This is a genomic window from uncultured Microbacterium sp., assembly GCF_963528945.1.
In the GTDB taxonomy this organism is placed as follows: Bacteria; Actinomycetota; Actinomycetes; order Actinomycetales; family Microbacteriaceae; genus Microbacterium.
The window spans coordinates 362,731-380,015 of sequence record NZ_CAURWX010000003.1 but is presented as its reverse complement, the minus strand read 5'-3'; the positions used below and the strand labels follow the sequence as shown (position 1 = coordinate 380,015).

The 17,285-nt window shown below is 73.1% G+C and carries 11 protein-coding genes; 7 read left to right on the top strand and 4 right to left on the bottom strand.

From position 1 onward, the window contains the following. Positions 1 to 464: 464 nt before the first annotated feature. Positions 465 to 4,709: a discoidin domain-containing protein gene (locus RWS82_RS11735; RefSeq protein WP_314650345.1), complete on the top strand. Its 4,245-nt coding sequence runs from the start codon at positions 465 to 467 to the stop codon at positions 4,707 to 4,709. Positions 4,710 to 4,804: 95 nt separating this feature from the next. Here the strand turns inward: RWS82_RS11735 and RWS82_RS11730 are convergent, their stop codons facing one another. After that, entirely contained in the window at positions 4,805 to 4,927 is a 123-nt protein-coding gene (locus RWS82_RS11730) for a hypothetical protein (RefSeq protein WP_314650343.1), read from the bottom strand. A gap of 115 nt (positions 4,928 to 5,042) precedes the next feature. Between RWS82_RS11730 and RWS82_RS11725 the strand changes: the two genes are divergently transcribed. After that, positions 5,043 to 6,602, top strand: a complete 1,560-nt coding sequence (locus RWS82_RS11725) for a glycosyltransferase family 2 protein (protein ID WP_314650341.1) — start codon at positions 5,043 to 5,045, stop codon at positions 6,600 to 6,602. Between the two features lie 19 nt (positions 6,603 to 6,621). On the opposite strand, the gene RWS82_RS11720 is transcribed toward RWS82_RS11725, so the two are convergent. After that, a complete protein-coding gene (locus RWS82_RS11720) occupies positions 6,622 to 7,398 on the bottom strand; it encodes a hypothetical protein (protein ID WP_314650339.1) in 777 nt (258 codons plus the stop codon). Between the two features lie 449 nt (positions 7,399 to 7,847). On the opposite strand from RWS82_RS11720, the gene RWS82_RS11715 reads away from it, so the two are divergent. After that, positions 7,848 to 8,099: a hypothetical protein gene (locus RWS82_RS11715; protein WP_314650338.1), complete on the top strand. Its 252-nt coding sequence runs from the start codon at positions 7,848 to 7,850 to the stop codon at positions 8,097 to 8,099. An 11-nt stretch (positions 8,100 to 8,110) separates the two neighbouring features. Here the strand turns inward: RWS82_RS11715 and RWS82_RS11710 are convergent, their stop codons facing one another. Together RWS82_RS11710 and RWS82_RS11705 are read right to left on the bottom strand one after the other, a co-directional pair. Beyond that, positions 8,111 to 10,921, bottom strand: a complete 2,811-nt coding sequence (locus RWS82_RS11710) for a BTAD domain-containing putative transcriptional regulator (RefSeq protein ID WP_314650336.1) — start codon at positions 10,919 to 10,921, stop codon at positions 8,111 to 8,113. Next, on the bottom strand, positions 10,918 to 11,994 hold the full coding sequence (locus tag RWS82_RS11705; RefSeq protein ID WP_314650334.1) for a LacI family DNA-binding transcriptional regulator: 1,077 nt from the start codon (positions 11,992 to 11,994) through the stop codon (positions 10,918 to 10,920). The genes RWS82_RS11710 and RWS82_RS11705 overlap by 4 nt, the downstream gene beginning before the upstream one ends. A gap of 46 nt (positions 11,995 to 12,040) precedes the next feature. Between RWS82_RS11705 and RWS82_RS11700 the strand changes: the two genes are divergently transcribed. The 4 genes from RWS82_RS11700 to RWS82_RS11685 all read left to right on the top strand — a co-directional run bounded on the left by RWS82_RS11700 (position 12,041) and on the right by RWS82_RS11685 (position 17,224). Next, positions 12,041 to 13,243, top strand: a complete 1,203-nt coding sequence (locus tag RWS82_RS11700) for an MFS transporter (protein WP_314650332.1) — start codon at positions 12,041 to 12,043, stop codon at positions 13,241 to 13,243. Between the two features lie 111 nt (positions 13,244 to 13,354). Then, positions 13,355 to 13,885, top strand: coding sequence for a hypothetical protein (locus tag RWS82_RS11695; protein WP_314650330.1), 531 nt, complete (start codon positions 13,355 to 13,357; stop codon positions 13,883 to 13,885). 47 nt (positions 13,886 to 13,932) lie between these two features. Further along, positions 13,933 to 15,372 carry a hypothetical protein gene (locus tag RWS82_RS11690; RefSeq protein WP_314650328.1) on the top strand — a complete coding sequence of 480 codons (1,440 nt, stop codon included), beginning with the start codon at positions 13,933 to 13,935 and terminating at the stop codon, positions 15,370 to 15,372. A gap of 163 nt (positions 15,373 to 15,535) precedes the next feature. Then, entirely contained in the window at positions 15,536 to 17,224 is a 1,689-nt protein-coding gene (locus RWS82_RS11685) for an Ig-like domain-containing protein (RefSeq protein WP_314650326.1), read from the top strand. Positions 17,225 to 17,285 lie beyond the last annotated feature (61 nt).

The window sequence follows — 17,285 nt, the reverse complement described above, 5'->3', positions numbered from 1 at the left end:
CCGGCCGATACGGCGTGTGTTGACCTCTCACGCAGGCGCCGCCCACGCACCCCTCACTCCGGGTCAGCGGAACGCGCGACTCAACCCGCTGCTGATCTGGGCGAGCTGGAAGAACAGCGACAGGCGGGCGAGCGGGCGAAGCATCCGTCCGAGCAGCGAACGCCTCACGGTCTGTATCGCTCGCGCGCCCCGCCTCCGGGCGCGGCCGCCCTTCCGGTCGCGCGAGTGGTCGGTATGAGGGCTGAGAACGACCATTCGTGCGACGGGAGCTGAGGGAAGGAGCCGTTCGTGCGACGGGAACGCGCGCGCGGGGCGGCGCGGGGTAAACCGGTTCTTGACGCCTCAGCGCGCCCGGGATACGCTGAGCGAACCGTTCTGACAGCGTTGTCATGTCGTGTGTCCCCGACAGGCCCGATGCCGGAGCATCCCCAGAGTTCCCGAGACTCTCACCCGAGGAGACACCCATGGCCCGCTCCGGCCTCCGCCGTCCGCGCACCGCCCCGTCCAAGTCGCGCGATCGCATCGCGTCGGCCACTCCCGACGGCACCGCACGCCGAGCGCACCCCCTCGCGCGGATGCTCCGGCGCACCGCCGCCCTCGCCCTCGCCGCGACCCTCGCCGCGCCGCTCGCCGCCCTCGCACCGGCCGCCCCCGCGAACGCCGCCCCGATCGTGAAGGCCGCGGCCTATGGCGCCCCCGACGACATCGCCGCCGACTACTACGCCGCGCTGCTGCGCCACACGCGCTGGGTGAACACGGTGTGGGATCCGGCGATCGGCGCCTACCAGTTCAAGGACTTCAACTTCGCCGTGGTGCTCGGCAACGCCGTGATCGTCACGCACGGCGAGTACGACGCCACGGTCACCGGAATCCCGAAGGAGCAGCTGAAGCAGCGCACGATCGACACGATCCGCTACTACGCCGCGAAGAACCGCTTCGTCGACCCGAACGGCACGTGGGGCAAGCGCCTCTTCTGGGACTCGACGTTCCAGTCGTACTTCCTCGACGCGGGCCGCGTGCTGTGGGATGACCTCGACGCCACGACGCAGAAGAACCTCGAGACGATCGCCGTCGGGCAGTCGGCCTACACCTCCGATCTGAACTACGGCAACGACCCGCTCTCGGGCTCGTGGACCGCCGACTGGCCCACCGGCAAGTACGAGGGCGACACCGCGCAGGAGGAGGCGGGCGTCTACACGCAGGCCCTCGCCCCCGGACTCGCCTGGGCGCCGGATCACGCCGACGCCGCGCGCTGGAACGAGCAGCTCGGCGACTGGGCGCGCAACGCCGCGGGGCAGCCGACCGCCGACCGCAACAACCCCGCGATCGTCGCCGGCAAGCCGGTATCGACGAACACGCTGCAGACGATCTACGACACCTACCTCGTCGAGAACCACGGGTCGTTCGGACCGCACTACCAGTCCGACATCTGGCGCTCCGGCGGCCGCAACGCGATCCAGTTCCTGCTGAACGACCAGCCGGTGCCCGAGTACCTGCGGCACCAGCCGAACTCGGCCGAACTCTGGAACGTCATCCAGATGGTCATGTCGAACCAGGGCGAGCCGTTCATGCCGATGGTCAACGACCGAGAGTACCTGTACGGGCGCGACGTGATCCCGATGGCGTTCCTCGGCCAGGTGCTGCGCGACCCTGATGCGGTGCGCGCCGAGGCGAACATGGCCGAGTCGCTCGAGGCGTACCAGTCGTACGCTCCCGTCGACCGCCTCGCGAAGTTCTCGGGTGAGCCGAAGTACGAGCCCGAGGCGCGGGCCGAGATCGCGATCTCGTACCTGCTGCACGTCGCCGCGGCCGAGTCGGAGGAGGGCCCGGTCGCCCCCACCCCGCAGGACGAGTTCTTCGCGCGGCTCGCGGGCGTGCGCGACTTCGGTGCGGGCCCCGGCCTCGTCGTGCAGCAGACGGCGGATGCCTGGGCGGCCGCCGCGAGCAAGAAGGGGTTCGTGAAGTTCCCGTGGGTGCCCGGACACGACTCGTGGCTGTTCGCTCTGTCGGGGGCGACGCCGTACCTGTACCCGAACACGGCCGCGACCGTCGACGACCGCCGCACGCAGACCTACACCGCGCCGCGCGACGGCTTCGAGGGCACGTCGTCGGTGTTTCGTCTCGGGCAGGAGTACGCCGGCCAGGTGACCCTGCCGACGGGGGCGGCGATCTACGCGTCGACCGGCGCCGGCTGGCAGGACGGCACGGTCTCGGTGCGCAACCTCGACATGGGCGGGTACAACGGCCTCGACGGCACACGCACGTACACGACGGCGGAGGGCTCGGCCACCGACACGCTTCCCGTCGTCATCCCGGCCGATCCGGCCGACGCGAGCGCCGCACGCATCGACGACCTCGCGTTCGACGCGACGACGGCGCGGTTCGTGCGCATCCAGGGGCAGCAGGGCAATGCGCGCTACGGCTACTCGCTGTACTCGCTGCACGCGTACGGTGCGGATGCCGAGGCGACCACCGACCTCGCCCGCGGGCGCACCGCGACCGCATCGAGCGAGGAGCCGACGCGTCCGGCATCCGCCGTCACCGACACCAGCCCGACGACCCGCTGGGCCGTCGCCGTCGGGGACCGCACGCGCGCCGACTCGTGGGTGCAGGTCGACCTCGGTGCCGAGAAGCGCGTGAGCGCGGTGCGCCTCGCGTGGGAGGCGAGCGCCGGTGAGCGCTACCTCGTGCAGACCTCGCTCGACGGGCAGACCTGGACGACGCAGACCGCGTACTCCGGCGGCGTCGACGCGAACGTCGCCCGCCTCGACACGGTCGCGCTCACGCCTCTGGGCGCCGCGGCCCCGTCGCCGGTCGAGGCGCGTTTCGTGCGCATGCAGGGAGTGCAGGGCGACCCGGCCTACGGGTACTCGCTCTACACGATGCGTGCGTTGACGGCTGCCGGAGTGGATGCCGCGGCGGGCAAGCCGGCCACCGCGTCGAGCTCCGACACCGGACGTGCGCCGTCGACCGTGACCGACAACGATCCGGCCTCGCGCTGGGCGGTGTCGCGCGCCGACCGCACTCGTGCCGACTCGTGGATCCAGGTCGACCTGGGCGCGCCCACCGCGATCGCCCAGGTGCAGCTCGGGTGGGAGGCCTCGGCCGGTCGCGAGTACCGCATCCAGGTGTCGGCCGACGGTCAGACCTGGCAGGATGCCGCGCACTTCCGCTACACCGGCGACCAGGTGACGACCACCGACGGCTCGTGGATCAACGTCGAGGGAACCGCGGGTTACGTCGTGCGCGGCGGGCAGGCGCCCATCACCGTGTCGACCGAGAAGCCGGGCATCAACGCCGTGCGGCTCGGCGGCGGCGCCGACCCCTTCCTCGTCGCGATGGTGCCCGGCGACGCGGCGGCGACGGCTGCGCAGGACGCGGTGGCGCAACCGACGGCCGACGGCCTGCTCGTCAGCTCGCTCGACGGCTACCTCGCGGCGTTCAACCTCAGCGGTGCCGACGTGACGACGACGGTCACCGTTCCGTACGCGGGCGACACGGTGTCGCTGTTCGACGGCGACCAGGTGCTGGGGGCGGATGCCTCGACGCTGACCGTCACGGTGCCCGCCGGTTCGGCAGCGGTGTTCGCCCCGCGCGCGACCGTGTCGACCGAGGCGGCTCGCGCCGCCGGGGCGACGGTCTCTGTGCTCGACGCCCGCACGGTGCACGCGGTGCCGAGCGACGGCGCGGCGCGCGCCGCAGCATCCGTCACGACGATCGACGTCACCAACGTCGAGACCGACGAGACCCGCGCGGTGCCCGTCGGGGGGATGGTCGTGGCAGGGGCGGCGACCTTCCGTGGCGCGACGCCGTTCCCGGTCGCCGACCTCGCGCTGAGCACGCTCACGTTCCCGGCATCCGTTCTGCCGGAGGGCATGACGTCGCCGGCCGCCGCGGTCGACGGCGACGACGCCACCTCGTGGACGCCTGGCCCCGACGGGCGGATGGTCGCCGACCTGGGCGCTGCCCGCGACATCGGCACGGTGATGACGCTGTGGGACGGAGCGGATGCTCCCGCCGCCACGGTGTCGGTCAGCGACGACGGCGTGACGTTCCGCGACGTCGGCACGCTGGAGGCCGGCGAGACGCACGGCGCGGTCGCGGTCGACCAGACCGCGCGGTACGTCGCCCTGTCGACGCGGTGGATGGCGGGCGACCCCGGTCTGCGGGCGTTGCGCGCCCTCGCGCCGGGAGCGGTCGACGATGCGGCGCCGGGTGCGATCACGGGTGAGCTCGGCGATCTCGTCGTCGGGCGGGCGGTCGACGCCGCGGTGACGGCCGAGGGAACTCCGACACCGGCGTACGCCGTGACCGCGGGTGCCCTGCCCGACGGGGTGACGCTCGACTCGGCGACGGGCGTGTTCGGCGGTGCGCCGACCGCGGCCGGGGAGTACGCGTTCACGATCACCGCCGACAACGGCGTGGGCGAGGCATCAACGCGCGCCTTCGCCGGCGAGGTCGCCGCAGTGCCGACCGATCCGGGTGAGAACCCCGGCGGCGGTGATGGCGGCGCGGGCGGAGGCTCGGGCGGCGCGGGTTCGGGCGGAGGCGCGGGTAGCGCGGGTGACGGCTCGGGCGCCGGCGATGGAGACGACCTCGCGACCACGGGCCTGGCCCTGGGCTGGTCGCTCGCGGCGGCCCTGGTGCTGCTCGCCGCGGGAGGCGTGATGGTCGCCCGGCGTCGTCGACTCGCCCTGCACGAGGACTGAGCAGCCCACTCACGCGTGAGGGGTCAGGACACGCCGTATGCGCCCGGGGGCGCGCGGCGTGTTCTGACCCCTCACGGGTCGTGCGGCGGCGGGCGTCAGGAAGACGCGTCCTCCGTGCCGTCCTCGGAGTGATCGGGCTCCTCGGGCGCGCCACCCGAGGCCGTGTCGGCTTCCTCGTCGGTGCCGGGCGTACCCTGGGGGTTCTGGGGATCGCTCATGTGCTTCTCCTTCCGTTGGCCCGCGACGTTACGTCAGCGGGGACGGAGGGGCCAGGGGCTTGACCCCTGACCTCGGGGCCGGAACACTCGGTCCTTTCGTGCTGAGGAGCTCTGGATGCCTGTTCGTGTGAGTGTGGTCGTACCCGTCTACAACCCGGGGGAACCGCTCGACGAGCTCATCGCCTCGCTCGCCGCGCAGACGATGCCGGCGTCCGACTTCGAGGTGCTGCTCTGCGACGACGGCTCCGACGAGGCCACCCGGCAGCAGCTGACGCGCATCGCGGCGGAGCATCCGAACGTCCGCGTGACCAACCTGCCGCACTCCGGATGGCCCGGGACCCCGCGCAATCACGGCATCGACACCGCCGAGGGCACGTACCTGCACTTCGTCGACCAAGACGATCGGCTCTTCCCGAAGGCGCTGCAGAGCCTGTGCGACTACGCCGACCGCCACGGGTCCGACGTCATCGTCGGCCGCGAGGTCGGCATCGGGCGCGACCTGCCGAAGGCGATCTTCGCGCGCAACGTGCCGCGGGCGAAACTCGGAAAGCATCCGCTGCTCGAAATGCTGACGCCGCACAAGATGTTCCGCACGGAGTTCCTGCGCGAGAACGGCATCCGTTTCCCCGCCGGTCGGGTGCGCCTCGAAGACCACCTGTTCGTGATGGAGGCGTACTTCGCCGCGCAGACGATCTCGATCCTCGCGAGCGTGCCCTGCTACGGCTGGGTGAAGCGCGAGGGGAGCGCGAGCTCGGCGCGCATCGACCCCGAGAGCTACTTCCCGCACCTGGAGGCTGTGCTCGATCTCGTCGAGGCGCACACCGAACCGGGGAAGCTGCGCGACCGGCTGCTGCGGCACTGGCTGCGCGGGAAGATCCTCAAGCGGCTCTCCGCCCGGCAGATGGCCCGGTACCCCGACGAGTACCGTCAGCGGCTGCTCGACGTCGTCACCCCGCTCGTCGAACGCCGGTTCGGCCCGGGGGTCGACGCCGGGCTCGCCTTCCCGAACCGGGTGCGGGTGGCGCTGCTGCGTGCGGGACGCCGCGACGACCTGCTGACTCTCGCCCGTCACGAGGTCGAGACGACCTGTCGCGCCGAACTCACGCGCGCGACGTGGACCCGCGGCGGTGGTCTGCAGCTCACGATCCGCACGCTCCTGACGCGCGACGGCGAGGATGCTCTCGTCTTCGGCCCGTCGCCGGACGACTCCTCCCGCCGGGTGTGGCGCGCCCCGGAGGCGTTCGTCGACCTCGGCCCCGCGGTGCTCGACGCCACGCGCGACCTCGATGCCGACCGTGTGGTGCTGTCGGCGCAGGACGACGGCGGGCCCGCGCGGCGTCGCCTGGCCGAGCAGCCCGCCCGCGACCTCGCGCCCGTGCGGGTCTCGATCGACCCGCTGCGGGTGTTCGACGCCGAGAGCACGGCGTCGGCCGTGCGACTGACCGTGCAGGTGCGCCGGGCCGGGTGGTCGTTCGACACGCCCCTCACGGCGGATGCCTCGGTGCTCGAAGCCGTGGGCCGCTCGCCGCTGCTGGCCGGTCGCCGCTGCCGGCTCGTGCTCGACGATGACGGCGCGGTCATGCTGCAGCGCGAGTACCCCGGTGGCGGCGTGCGCGACACCGCCGGTCGGGCCGTGCGCCGTCTGCGCAAGCGCCTCGCCTCGCGCGGCAAGTGAAGCGCGGCGCGGCTGGGGCTCAGACCTCCCAGCCGCGCATGCCGTGGATCGCGGCGGTCTTCGGGTACCGGCCGCCGCGGGACCCGATCTCGAACAGGTCGAGCATGAGGAACAGCGGGTAGTCGGGCGCCTGTGCGGTGTGGAAGACCACGCGGCCTTCGCAGCCGACGGTGGTGTGCCCGTCGCCCCACAGCACCGTCCAGGTGTGGGGGAGCCGGGGGTCGAACCCGAGCGGAATCTCGCTCATCTCGGCGCGCAGGCGGTCATCGCCGTGCGCCTTGATGCCGGTGCGCGCCGTCCATGCCCCGCCCGGTCGGGGCGCGTCGATTTCGAAGACGCAGATCTCACCGCTGTCGTTCGGGGACTCGTGCTCGGTGCCGACGAGCCACGCCGCGAGCATGCATCCGTCGTCTCCGCTCGCGCTGACGGTGAGGTCGATGCGCCCGCGCCGGGGAGCCCACAGCAGCCTGGTCGGCTGAGGCGTGCGCACGACCAGGCCGTCGGGCCGATGCCGGTGCGTGCCACGGGGTGATCCGACGGGGCCGCTGAACGAGCCGGTCTGCAGGTTCGATACGCGCAACGGAGCATCCTCCGGCCGCCAGTCGAGTTGATCCTCGTCGATGCGCAGCCGCAGCCCGTCCACTCCGGCGTCGTAGCGCGCGGCCGCCCGGTCGGGCGTGGTCCAGTGCGCCAGGTAGCCGGGCACCCACAGCGACGGGTCTGGCCCCTTGCGGAAGTCGTCGGACACATCGGGTGGGCGGGGCGGAGGCGCGGGGAGGGCGGCATCGTCGAGCACGCCGCCATTCTATTGTGTATCGCTACACAGCGCAGGTGTCGGCACGGGGACGCGGGGGCGCACGTTAGAGCAACGTGAGAGGTCGCGCGTCCGCCGCCGGGCGTCGATGCGCGCGGCATAGCGTGGACACGGTCCACCGGGCGGCCGTCCCCGCGGATGCCCGAGCCGGCGGCACCGTCCCCAGCGGTGGCCGGATGACCGGGCCGTCGTCCCCAGCGACGGTCGGCGCGGGTCCGCGTGCCTCGGCGATCGGACCCGCGCCTCCTCGGTGCCGAGGGTGCTCCGGCGCGCTCCGTCGCCAGATGGGTGCGCCCGCTCCCCCGTGATGCGGCGACTTCTCTCAGCCGACGCGTTAGCTCAACGTTGCCCGTCGTCCGGGCCCGCTCGCGGGCCGAAGTTCCTCCGTAACGTCGCTCTCGTCCCCCTCAAACCGACACGAGAGATTCATCATGACCGCCCTGCACCCCACCACCGATACCGGCACGGTCCGCATCCGCCAGACCGCGGCGCCCGCGACGCGCGTCCGCACGGCCCGGGCGTCAGGGCTCGTCGCGCGCAGCATCCGCGTGCTGTTCGTCACCCCTCGGCGCGATACGCGGCCAGACGTGTGCGGCCGTCGCGACGACGTGCGCGACCGTCGCGAGGCGCTGGGCGGGCGCATCGCCTACGGTGGCGCCGACCGCCACCTCCGGGTGTTCTGAGCGTCCACCCGTCACGACCGAGAGGCGTCCTCCCGGGTGCGCGGGGCGGGTCGGCGCAGTCCCGCCGCGAGCGCGTCGACGAGGGCCAGCAGGTCGCCCAGCGTCAGGGCAGCGCCCTCGTCGTATGCGGCGTCGTACTCGTGCGGCAGCATCCCGCTCGACACGCGTTGCCGATGCACGATCGCGTCGGCGCCCTCGGCGTCGATCGGGCTGTACGAGTAGCGTCGACCGATGGCGTCGACGGCCCCGAAGATGCGGGCGCCGATCGCGTGCCGCTCGACGAGGGCGGTCGCCCCACCGACGAGGTGGAGCAGCGCCAGCGCGCTCGGATAGTCGCCCCCGCATGCCGCGCCCCGAGCCCCGGGGGCCAGCAGGGCGATCGCGTCGATCGGACGGCGCACCTCGAGGAGGATCTTGCCGGCGACGTAGTCGCTGGAGGTGAGCGCCCACGCGTTCCCGGCGCGACGGGCCAGCCGCTGAGCATCGGCGAGGCTGTCGAGCGCGGCCGCCCGCTTGCCCAGGGCCCGCAGCGTCTGCCCCTCGCTCATGCGCAGTTCGGCGCGGAGCCAGTCGGGCGCACCCTCCGAGAGCGCCATGGCCTGGGCGGTGAGCCGTTCGGCTTCGTCGGGCTGACCGAACAGTGACCGACCGTAGGCGGCGTAGGCCAGCAGGCGGGCGAGGGAGAGGTCGTCACCGCCCTCGGTCGCCCGCTCGATACCGATGCGCACGTACTCGAACGCGGCCTCCGCGTCGCCTGACTGGTATACCAAGTTGACGCCGCCGACCAGCGCGCGGGCCTCGACAGCCGGGTCGCTCGGTCCGGGAAGCGCGAGGGCCCTGTCGAGCACGGCGCGGCCGTCGGCCAGCCACCCCCGCTTGAACCAGTGCCACGACTGCCCGGCCGCCAGGCGCAACGCCATGTCGCGATCGCCGGCCTCGATCGATCGCTCGGTCGCGAGCTGCAAGTCGGGCGCCAGCGAGTCGAGGAGCGTGTGCGTCGCGACCGCCGCATGCGTGTGCACCGCGGGTGCGAGTCCGTCGATCAGTCGCGCGAAATACGCGCGGTGCCGCATCCGCCACGCCTCGTCGCCGGAGGGCTGCACCGACGACCGCACGTGCGCCTTCATCGACTCGAGCAGGCGATACCGGCGGTGGCCGTCTTCGGTCTCATCGACCGCCACGAGCGACTTGCGTGCGAGCGACAGCGCCACCTCCCGCAGCGGTCGGTCGACGACGGTGCAGATGCTCTCGACGGCGTCGAGGGTGAACGGCCCCGCGAACCCTCCGAGCTCGACGAGCAGCGCGCTCTCGTCGGCGGGCAGGCTGTCGGTGCTCCACCGAATGGTGTTCTCGACGCTCGCATGCCGTCGATCGTCGGCACCGGCACCCGGAAGGCCCTCGCCGCGATCGAGGGCCGACACGAGCTCGTCGATGCTGAGCAGGTCGGTGCGGGCGGCTGCCAGCTCGAGTGCGAGCGGCAGCCCGTCGAGCAGCAGGCAGGCGCGGCGGATCGCGGCGTCGTCGGCGGAGGAAGGAGCAATGCCGCCGCGGGCCGATGTGGCACGTTCGCGGAACAGCTCCACGGCCTGCGGGGCCGCATCGCCGACGAGGCCGCCGATGCGGATGACGTATTCGCCGGCGATTCCGAGCGGCTCGCGCGAGGTGACGAGCACCGCGAGCCCCGCGCACGACGTGAGGAGGTCGAGCACGAGGGAGCGCGCCGCAGCGATCACGTGCTCGGCGTTGTCGAGGATGACGAGGGACGGACGTCCCTCGACGCGTGCCGCGATGCTCTCGATCGAGTGCTGCGCGGCGCCCAGGGCGTCGGCCGTCGCTGCCCGCACATCGCCGTCGACGGGGACGGCGGCGAGGTCCACCATCCACTGTTCGGCGTCGATCGATGTCGTCGCGCGTCGTGCGCTCTCGACGGCCAGGCGGGTCTTGCCCGCGCCACCCGGACCGACCAGCGAGACCAGCCGATGCGATGCCCGTGCCTCTTCGATGCGGCGCAGCTCGATCTGCCGACCCACGAGACCGGTCAGCGGCACGGGGACGTGGTGCCGGCGGATCGACGCCTCACCCGATGCGCCCGTCACCGACGCATCCTGGCGGAGGATGGCCTGCCGCAGCGTGCGGATGGCGGGGGAGGCGTCGAGGCCGGCGCTCTCGGCCAGCAGATCGGTGAGGCGGTCGATCACGGCGAGGGCTTCGGATGTGCGGCCCATCGATGCGTAAGCGCGCGCGAGGTGGGCGACGAGTCCCTCGTGCGAAGGGTCGTGCGCCAGCGTCTGCTCGAGCCGGGCGACCACGGTACGGGCCTCGCCGCGCTCGACGAGGAGCGGCGCCAGGTGTTCCCAGAGCGTGTGCAGCCGCGCCCGCAGTTCCTGCTGCTCGCGGACGGCGAAGGGGAACGCGGCGAGGTCTTCGAGGGGAGGGGCGGTCCACAGTGACAGGGCCTCGGTCCACCGGGCGGGGTCGGTGGAGGCATCCGCCGCCGCTTCGTCGACCAGCCGACGGAACCGCACCACGTCGACGTCGTCGGGCGCGACGTCGAGCGCGTACCCGCCGCGACCCCCGTGCAGCGCCGCACCGAGCGGGCCGGAGCGCAACCGCGAGACGTACACCCGGAGCGACCCGACGGCATTCGCCGGCGGGGCGTCCCACACGGCTTCGACGAGGCGTTCCGCCGGCACGGGGGTTCCCGCAGAGAGTGCCAGGCGGGCGACGATGGCGCTCGAGAGCCCCGCGCTGAGGTCGACGCGCGTGCCGTCGACCCGGGTGTCGAGCGGGCCGAACGCGTGCACCTCGCAGCGTGCGGTCATGACTCCTGCTCGCGTCGGTCGGCCTCCGGGCGGGCGGTGGATGCCCGGCGCACGAGTCGCCACTGGTCGGTGCCCGCGTCGGGATCGTCGGCGCCGAGGGCGAGCCGTGCCGCCCTGGCCCCTTGCGCGAACAGCGACTGGTGGATGCTGGTGAGGTCGGCCGTCGCCGCCTCGGCGGAGTCGTCGAAACCGCCGAGGGTGACCTGGTTCGGCGTGCCGAGTCCGGCGTCGCCGAGGGCGCGCAGGGCGCCGATGGCCTGTTGGTCGCTCATGGCGACGAGGCCGTCGACCCGGTGGCCGGCGGCGAGGAGGTCGGACACGGCAGCCGCGGCGTCGGCGCTGGTGTTGCGCGCGCAGACCGCGATGGGAACGGATGCCCAGTCGACACCGGCCGCGACGGCCGCGTCGCGGAACCCCGCGAGACGGTCGCGCGTGACGGGGAACGGCACGGTGTCGGGGTCGAGGCCGTGGTGCAGGCCGGCGTCGTGGGTGCGGTCGAGGGGGAACGAGACGATGGCGGGCGCGGCGGCGGATGCCCAGACGTCGGCCGCGAGGGCACGCGCGGCGCCGCGGTTCTCGATGCCGACGAGGGTGAAGCCGTCGGTGTCGGGGCCGCCGTGTATCACCGCGCGACGATGGGTGGCCCGGATGGCGTCGAGCACGGGATCGTCGGCGGTCGTGGTCCAGACGATGAACGCGTCGACGGCCGCTGCAGCGATGCGGTCGGGGTCGTCGGGGCTGCCGGTCACCGGGAGGAGGGTGAGACCGTAGCCGGCCGACGTGCATTCACCGGCGATACCGGCCACGAACCGGCTCGCCTGGGGGTCGTCGAAGACGTAGGTGAGACTCTCGCCGAGCACGAGGCCGAGCGTGCGCAGGGCACCGCGGCGCAAGTGCCGACCGCTCGGGTCCGGGCCACGGAAACCGAGTCGTTGGGCGGCGGCGTACACGCGTTCGCGAGTCGCTTCGGCGACGCGCGCAGGACGGTTGTAGGCGTACGACGCCGTCATCCGCGAGACCCCGGCGGCGGCGGCGACCTCGTCGAGGGTGATGCGTCGCTTCTCATCGCTCATACGGTCAGTATATGTGTAACGGTACACACATGTGTAGCGTTACACCATGCTCGCGACCGCCATCCCCGTCCGTCCTCTCGCGCCCTTCGTGGCCTTCGGTGCCTTCGGTGCCTTCTGGGGGATGTGGGGCGCCTCGCTGCCCCGCCTACGCGAGGCGGCGGGCCTCGACGACGCCCAGCTCGGAGTGGCGCTGCTGTTCGTCGGAGCCGGTGCGCTGCCCGCCATGCTGCTCGTCGGACGCGCGCTCGACCGGTGGGGACTCCGCCTCGCCGCGCCCCTGCTGCTCTCGCTCGGCCTCGCCGGCTGCGCTGTGGCCCTGACGGCGCACCTGGGGTTCGCGGCACTGTGCATCGGCATGGCGCTCGTCGGAGCCACGAGCGGCGCGACGGATGTCGCGATGAATGCGGTCGCCGGGCGGGCGGAACAGGCGCTCGCCCGACCCGTGATCACGCCCGCTCATGCCACCCTCTCGGGATTCGTCGTGGTCGGGAGCCTCGGCACCGGGGTGATGGGCGCGGCGGGCTCGCCCTTCGCCCTCCCCTTCGCGGTCGTGGCGCTCGCGACGCTGCTCGCCGCGGTCGTGGTCCTGCGGGCGCTTCCTGCGCACCCGTCGGCCGTCACATCGACCGCGGATCGCCCGCCGGACTCCGATTCCCTCGCCGGGCGGGGGATGCTGTCGCTCGCCGTCCTCCTCGGCCTCGGCATGCTCGGGGCCCTGGCCTTCGCCGGTGAGAACGCCCAGCAGTCCTGGAGCGCGGCGTTCCTCGAAGACGAACTCTCGGTCGCGCCCGGCGTGAGCGCGCTCGGCCCCGCCGTGTTCGCGGCCGTGGTCGCCGCGACCCGCTTCTCGATCTCGGGCCTCCCCGCACGGCACGCGCGCGCCGTCGTGGTCTGCGGGTCGCTCGTCGCCACCGCCGGGGCCGGGCTGTTGGCCGGCGCCCCGACCCTTCCTGTCGCCCTCGTGGCCCTGGCGCTCGCCGCCGCGGGCACCGCCGTGCTGTTCCCGACGCTGCTCGGCGTCGTGTCGCGGGCCGTTCCCGAGCACCGCCGCGGACGCACGACCTCGCTCGTCACGACCGTCGCCTACACGGGGTTCCTCGCCGGACCGCCCTTCGTCGGGCTGCTGGCCGACGCCGCCGGTCTGCGCGCCGCGATGATCGCCGTCGCAGGGCTGACGGCCGTGCTCGCGGGGCTCGCACCGTTCGTCCTGCGTCGATCCGGCCGGCTGGTCTTGACGCCGTCACGGTAGGGGTGAGCGTCGCGACAGCGCGTTCTGCCACGTTGCGCCGCACGTTGCACCGGCGTTGCAGTGTCGCGGAACACGTCTCGGCTGCGGACGCGGCTCCCTAGCGTCTCTTCCATGCCTCAGAAGAAACATCCACTCCGCACCCTGTCCTGGGTGCCCGTGACGCTGGCAGCGCTCGTGCTCGCGGGCTGCGCCAGCGCCCCATCCGATGGCAGTGCGTCTGCCCAGCCTCCCAGCGCGAACGACTCCGGCTCCGACAGCGCCGCGGCCGACGCGCCGACGGGCGACATCGACGCCCTGCTCGACATCGAGCGGGCGGGCGTCGCCGTGCTCGCCGATCAGTGGACCGGCAACGACTGCAGCGTCGAACTCGCGCTCAGTCCCGACGACCTCGTCTGCGCGGTCATCCTCGACGGCGCCGACCTCACCGCCTCGTACGACGAGCTCGGCGGCGGACTCGGCGGACTCGACGGCGACGCGGGCATGAACGTGCGCCTCGCGTTCGAGGACGCCCGTGACGCCGGTGCCGCCTGGGCCGAGTCCGGATGCGCCGACGCGCTGTCCGACGACTGCGCTGACGAGGCCGAGACGCTCATCTCGACGCTCCTCGCGCTCGACTCCGCGTTCGACGCCTGGGCGGCATGATGCGCACTCCCACTCCCCGCTACCGACGATCCACCGGAAAGGTCTTCATGACACCCCGTTCCCGCCCCCGCGCCCTCGCCGCCCTCACCGCGGCCGGCACGATCCTGTTCACCCTCGCCGCCGGGGGCAGCGCATCGGCCGACGACGCCGCGCCCCTCGCCGCACCCGACACCGGCGCGCCGTCGCTGATCGTCGAACTGCCGCAGCCCTCGCCGCGCGGTTGGTACACGGCCGAGGTGCCGATCACGCTCGCCGCCGCCGACATGGAGGGCCCCGTGACCGCCATCCACTGGTCGGTCGACGGCGGGCCGGCGACCGTCGTGAGCGGAGCATCCGCCACGGCCACCATCGCCACCGGCGGTGAGCACGTGTTCTCGGCGTTCGCCGTCGACGCGGCCGGCAACCGCTCGGGCACCCTGACCCGAGACGTGAACGTCGACCTCGCCGCGCCGTGGGTCGCAACGTTCTCGCAGCCGCAAGACGCGCAGTTCGATCTCGGCGAGCAGGTGGACCTCGGTTACATCTGCGACGACGACCTCTCGGGCGTCGACTCGTGCACCGACGAAGACCGCGTCGACGGGCGCCTCGACACCGCCACCGCGGGGCCGAAAGAGGTGCGCGTGCGCGCGGCCGACGTGGCCGGCAACGAGCAGACGATCTCGTACCGCTACACGGTGGTCGACGAGGCGACCCCGCCGACCGTGTCGGCGAGCGTCTCGGGCGCCCAGGGATCGAACGGTTGGTTCGCGGGCGACGCGACGGTGACGTTGACCGTTGCCGAGGCCGAGGGCGGGACGATCCTGCACTACCAGGTGCCCGGCGGGGAGCCGGTCTCCGTCGCCGGCACGGCTGCATCGTTCGACGTGACGTCCGACGGCGTGTTCGACATCGTCTACAGCGCCGAGGATGCAGAGGGCAATCGCAGTGCCGAGCAGACCATCACGGTGCGCCGCGACTCGGTCGCCCCGGTCATCGACATCAGCGCCGGCGCGGCCGCCCCGATCTTCGCGGCCGACGAGGTGCCGAACGGCGCCGTCGTGGCCCAGGGAGCCGAGTTCGCGCTGGACTACACCTGCAGCGACGAGCTGTCGGGTGTCGAGACCTGTGAGGGTGACATCCCCACCGGAACGCTGCTGCCGACCGACGACCTCGGGTACCACGAGATCCTCGTGACCTCGTCGGACGCCGCGGGCAACGAGTCGAGCGCGATCTTCGAATACACCGTCGAGGTGGTGGGCGAGCCCACCGATCCCGAAACGCCCGCCGAGCCCGGCACTCCGGCCCAGCCGGGTGGCCCGGCGGCCCCGTCCGGCTCGGGCGGCGCACCCTCGGGTGCGGCGGCTGCGCCACGTCCCGCTGCGGCCACGGTCGACGGTTGGCTCGCGAGCACCGGCGGGGCCGCCCCATGGGCGCTGACCATCGCTGCCGCGACCCTCGTCGGTGCGGGTGCTCTGGCGCTCGTCGCCCGTCGCCGCCTCGTCGACTGACGCCCCCACGGTCATCGCCGAACCCGCGGAGCGGGTCGTCCTCCCGGACGGCCCGCTCCGCGCTCGACGTTGCACGGACGTTGCAGCGGGAACGGGTGGCGCCCGGCATCCGACCGCGCTTCCTAATGTCGATCCCACACCACATCTCTCACGAAGGACTCCCATGCCCATGCCATCCCTCACCCGCCGCGTCGCGGCCGGGGCCGCGGCGGGTCTGCTGCTCGCGACGCTGGTCTGCGGCGGTACCGCGACCGCAGCCGAGCAGGACGCGGATCCGACGCCCGCCGCCTCGACCGACCCCACCACGGCTCCCGCTCCCGCGCCCGCTCCGGCGCCTGCGCCTGCTCCGGCGCCCGCTCCCGTACCCGCGGAACCGGCACCGACCGACCCCGTGCCCGCGCCACCCGCCCCGGTCACCCCGCCCGCGGCCAGCGAGCTGCCCGCTGCACCCGCCGACTCGCCCCGGTCCGCCGTGCCGGACGGCGCGGCGCCGACCGCCGACCACGGTGCGTCTCCGGCATCCGCAGCCGCCGCCGATCCCATCGCCGACCCGGCCGCTCCCGCTTCCGATCCGGCGGCGCTCGCCGCGGCCCCGACGGTGACGATCACCGCACCGGTCGCTCCCGCGTCGGGATGGTTCACCGGGCCCGTCAACCTCACGATCGACGCTGCCGACCCCGACGACGCCGTCGCGTCCGTCACGTATCGGATCGACGGCGGCCCCGCCGTCGAGACCCCGGGCGACACCGCCGTGGTGCAGCTGTTCGCCGAGGGGCGTCGCACGTTCACCGCGTGGGCCACGGACGCCGCCGGTAACGTCTCGGCGACGCAGACCCATCAGGTGCTCATCGACACGACGGGGCCCGTGGTCGACAGCTTCTCCAGCCCGCAGGACCGGTTCGTGCAGCGGGGCGGCATCCGCACCCACTTCACGTACGGCGCGCACGATGATCTCTCGGGCCTCGCGGGGCGATGCCGGGTCGACGGTCTCACGCCCGACGGCGACCTCGACAACAGCATCCTCGGCGAGCACTCGCTCGACATCGAATGCTTCGACAAGGCCGGCAACAGCAGCGTCACCGAATACCGCTGGACCGTCGTCGACGACACCACCCCGCCGCGCCTCAGCGCGAACGTCGTCGGGCGCACTCTGGGTTCTCCGGAGTGGTCGGTCGACGAGAACACCAGTGTGGTGCTTCGGCTCGACGACGAACTCGCCGAGCAGTCTCTCCTGCTCTTCCGTGTCGGAACAGCCGATTGGCAGCTCGAGCCCGGGCCGCAGACGACCGTCCCGATCACCGAAGACGGCGTGTTCGATGTCATCTACAACGGGTACGACGGCGTCGGCAACCTCAGCGGACCGCACACCCTCACCGTCCGCCGCGACACCGTGGCGCCCGAGGTAGCCCTCGCGGCATCCGATCAGGCGGGTGCACCGTTGGCCTCCGGCGCAGCCGTGCCGCAGGGCGCCCCTGTGGTGCTCGACTACGACTGCACGGACGCGACGTCCGGGGTGACGTCGTGCGAGGCCGGCGTGGCGTCGGGCGGGCTGCTCGACACCACCACGCCCGGCTCGCACGAGGTGACGGTCACGGCCACGGATGTCGCCGGCCACCGCACCAGCTCCGTGTTCGCGTACTCGGTCGATGCCGTCGCCGGTCCGGCTGCTGCGCCCGCGCCGCCGACCGCTGCTGCTGCGGGCGTCGCTCGCGGCTCGGCTGCGACGCGGCCCGAGGTGCTGGCCGCCACGGGTGGCTCGTCGATGCTGCCGTGGGGTCTCGCCGCCGCGGTGCTGCTCGCGACCGGCTCGGTGCTCGCCGCAGGCCGGGTCCGCCGCCGTGTGACCGACTGACGAGCCTCGAACGGGGGGGGGGCGACGGCGCTTCGCGTCGCCGCCCCCCCTGCCGCGCGAG

What these genes read in the sequence shown, in the direction of transcription:
- RWS82_RS11735 (WP_314650345.1), top strand. Translation starts at nt 465, where the DNA reads ATGGCCCGCTCCGGCCTCCGCCGTCCGCGCACCGCCCCGTCCAAGTCG.
- RWS82_RS11730 (WP_314650343.1), bottom strand. Translation starts at nt 4,927, where the DNA reads ATGAGCGATCCCCAGAACCCCCAGGGTACGCCCGGCACCGACGAGGAA.
- RWS82_RS11725 (WP_314650341.1), top strand. Translation starts at nt 5,043, where the DNA reads ATGCCTGTTCGTGTGAGTGTGGTCGTACCCGTCTACAACCCGGGGGAA.
- RWS82_RS11715 (WP_314650338.1), top strand. Translation starts at nt 7,848, where the DNA reads ATGACCGCCCTGCACCCCACCACCGATACCGGCACGGTCCGCATCCGC.
- RWS82_RS11710 (WP_314650336.1), bottom strand. Translation starts at nt 10,921, where the DNA reads ATGACCGCACGCTGCGAGGTGCACGCGTTCGGCCCGCTCGACACCCGG.
- RWS82_RS11705 (WP_314650334.1), bottom strand. Translation starts at nt 11,994, where the DNA reads ATGAGCGATGAGAAGCGACGCATCACCCTCGACGAGGTCGCCGCCGCC.
- RWS82_RS11700 (WP_314650332.1), top strand. Translation starts at nt 12,041, where the DNA reads ATGCTCGCGACCGCCATCCCCGTCCGTCCTCTCGCGCCCTTCGTGGCC.
- RWS82_RS11695 (WP_314650330.1), top strand. Translation starts at nt 13,355, where the DNA reads ATGCCTCAGAAGAAACATCCACTCCGCACCCTGTCCTGGGTGCCCGTG.
- RWS82_RS11690 (WP_314650328.1), top strand. Translation starts at nt 13,933, where the DNA reads ATGACACCCCGTTCCCGCCCCCGCGCCCTCGCCGCCCTCACCGCGGCC.
- RWS82_RS11685 (WP_314650326.1), top strand. Translation starts at nt 15,536, where the DNA reads ATGCCCATGCCATCCCTCACCCGCCGCGTCGCGGCCGGGGCCGCGGCG.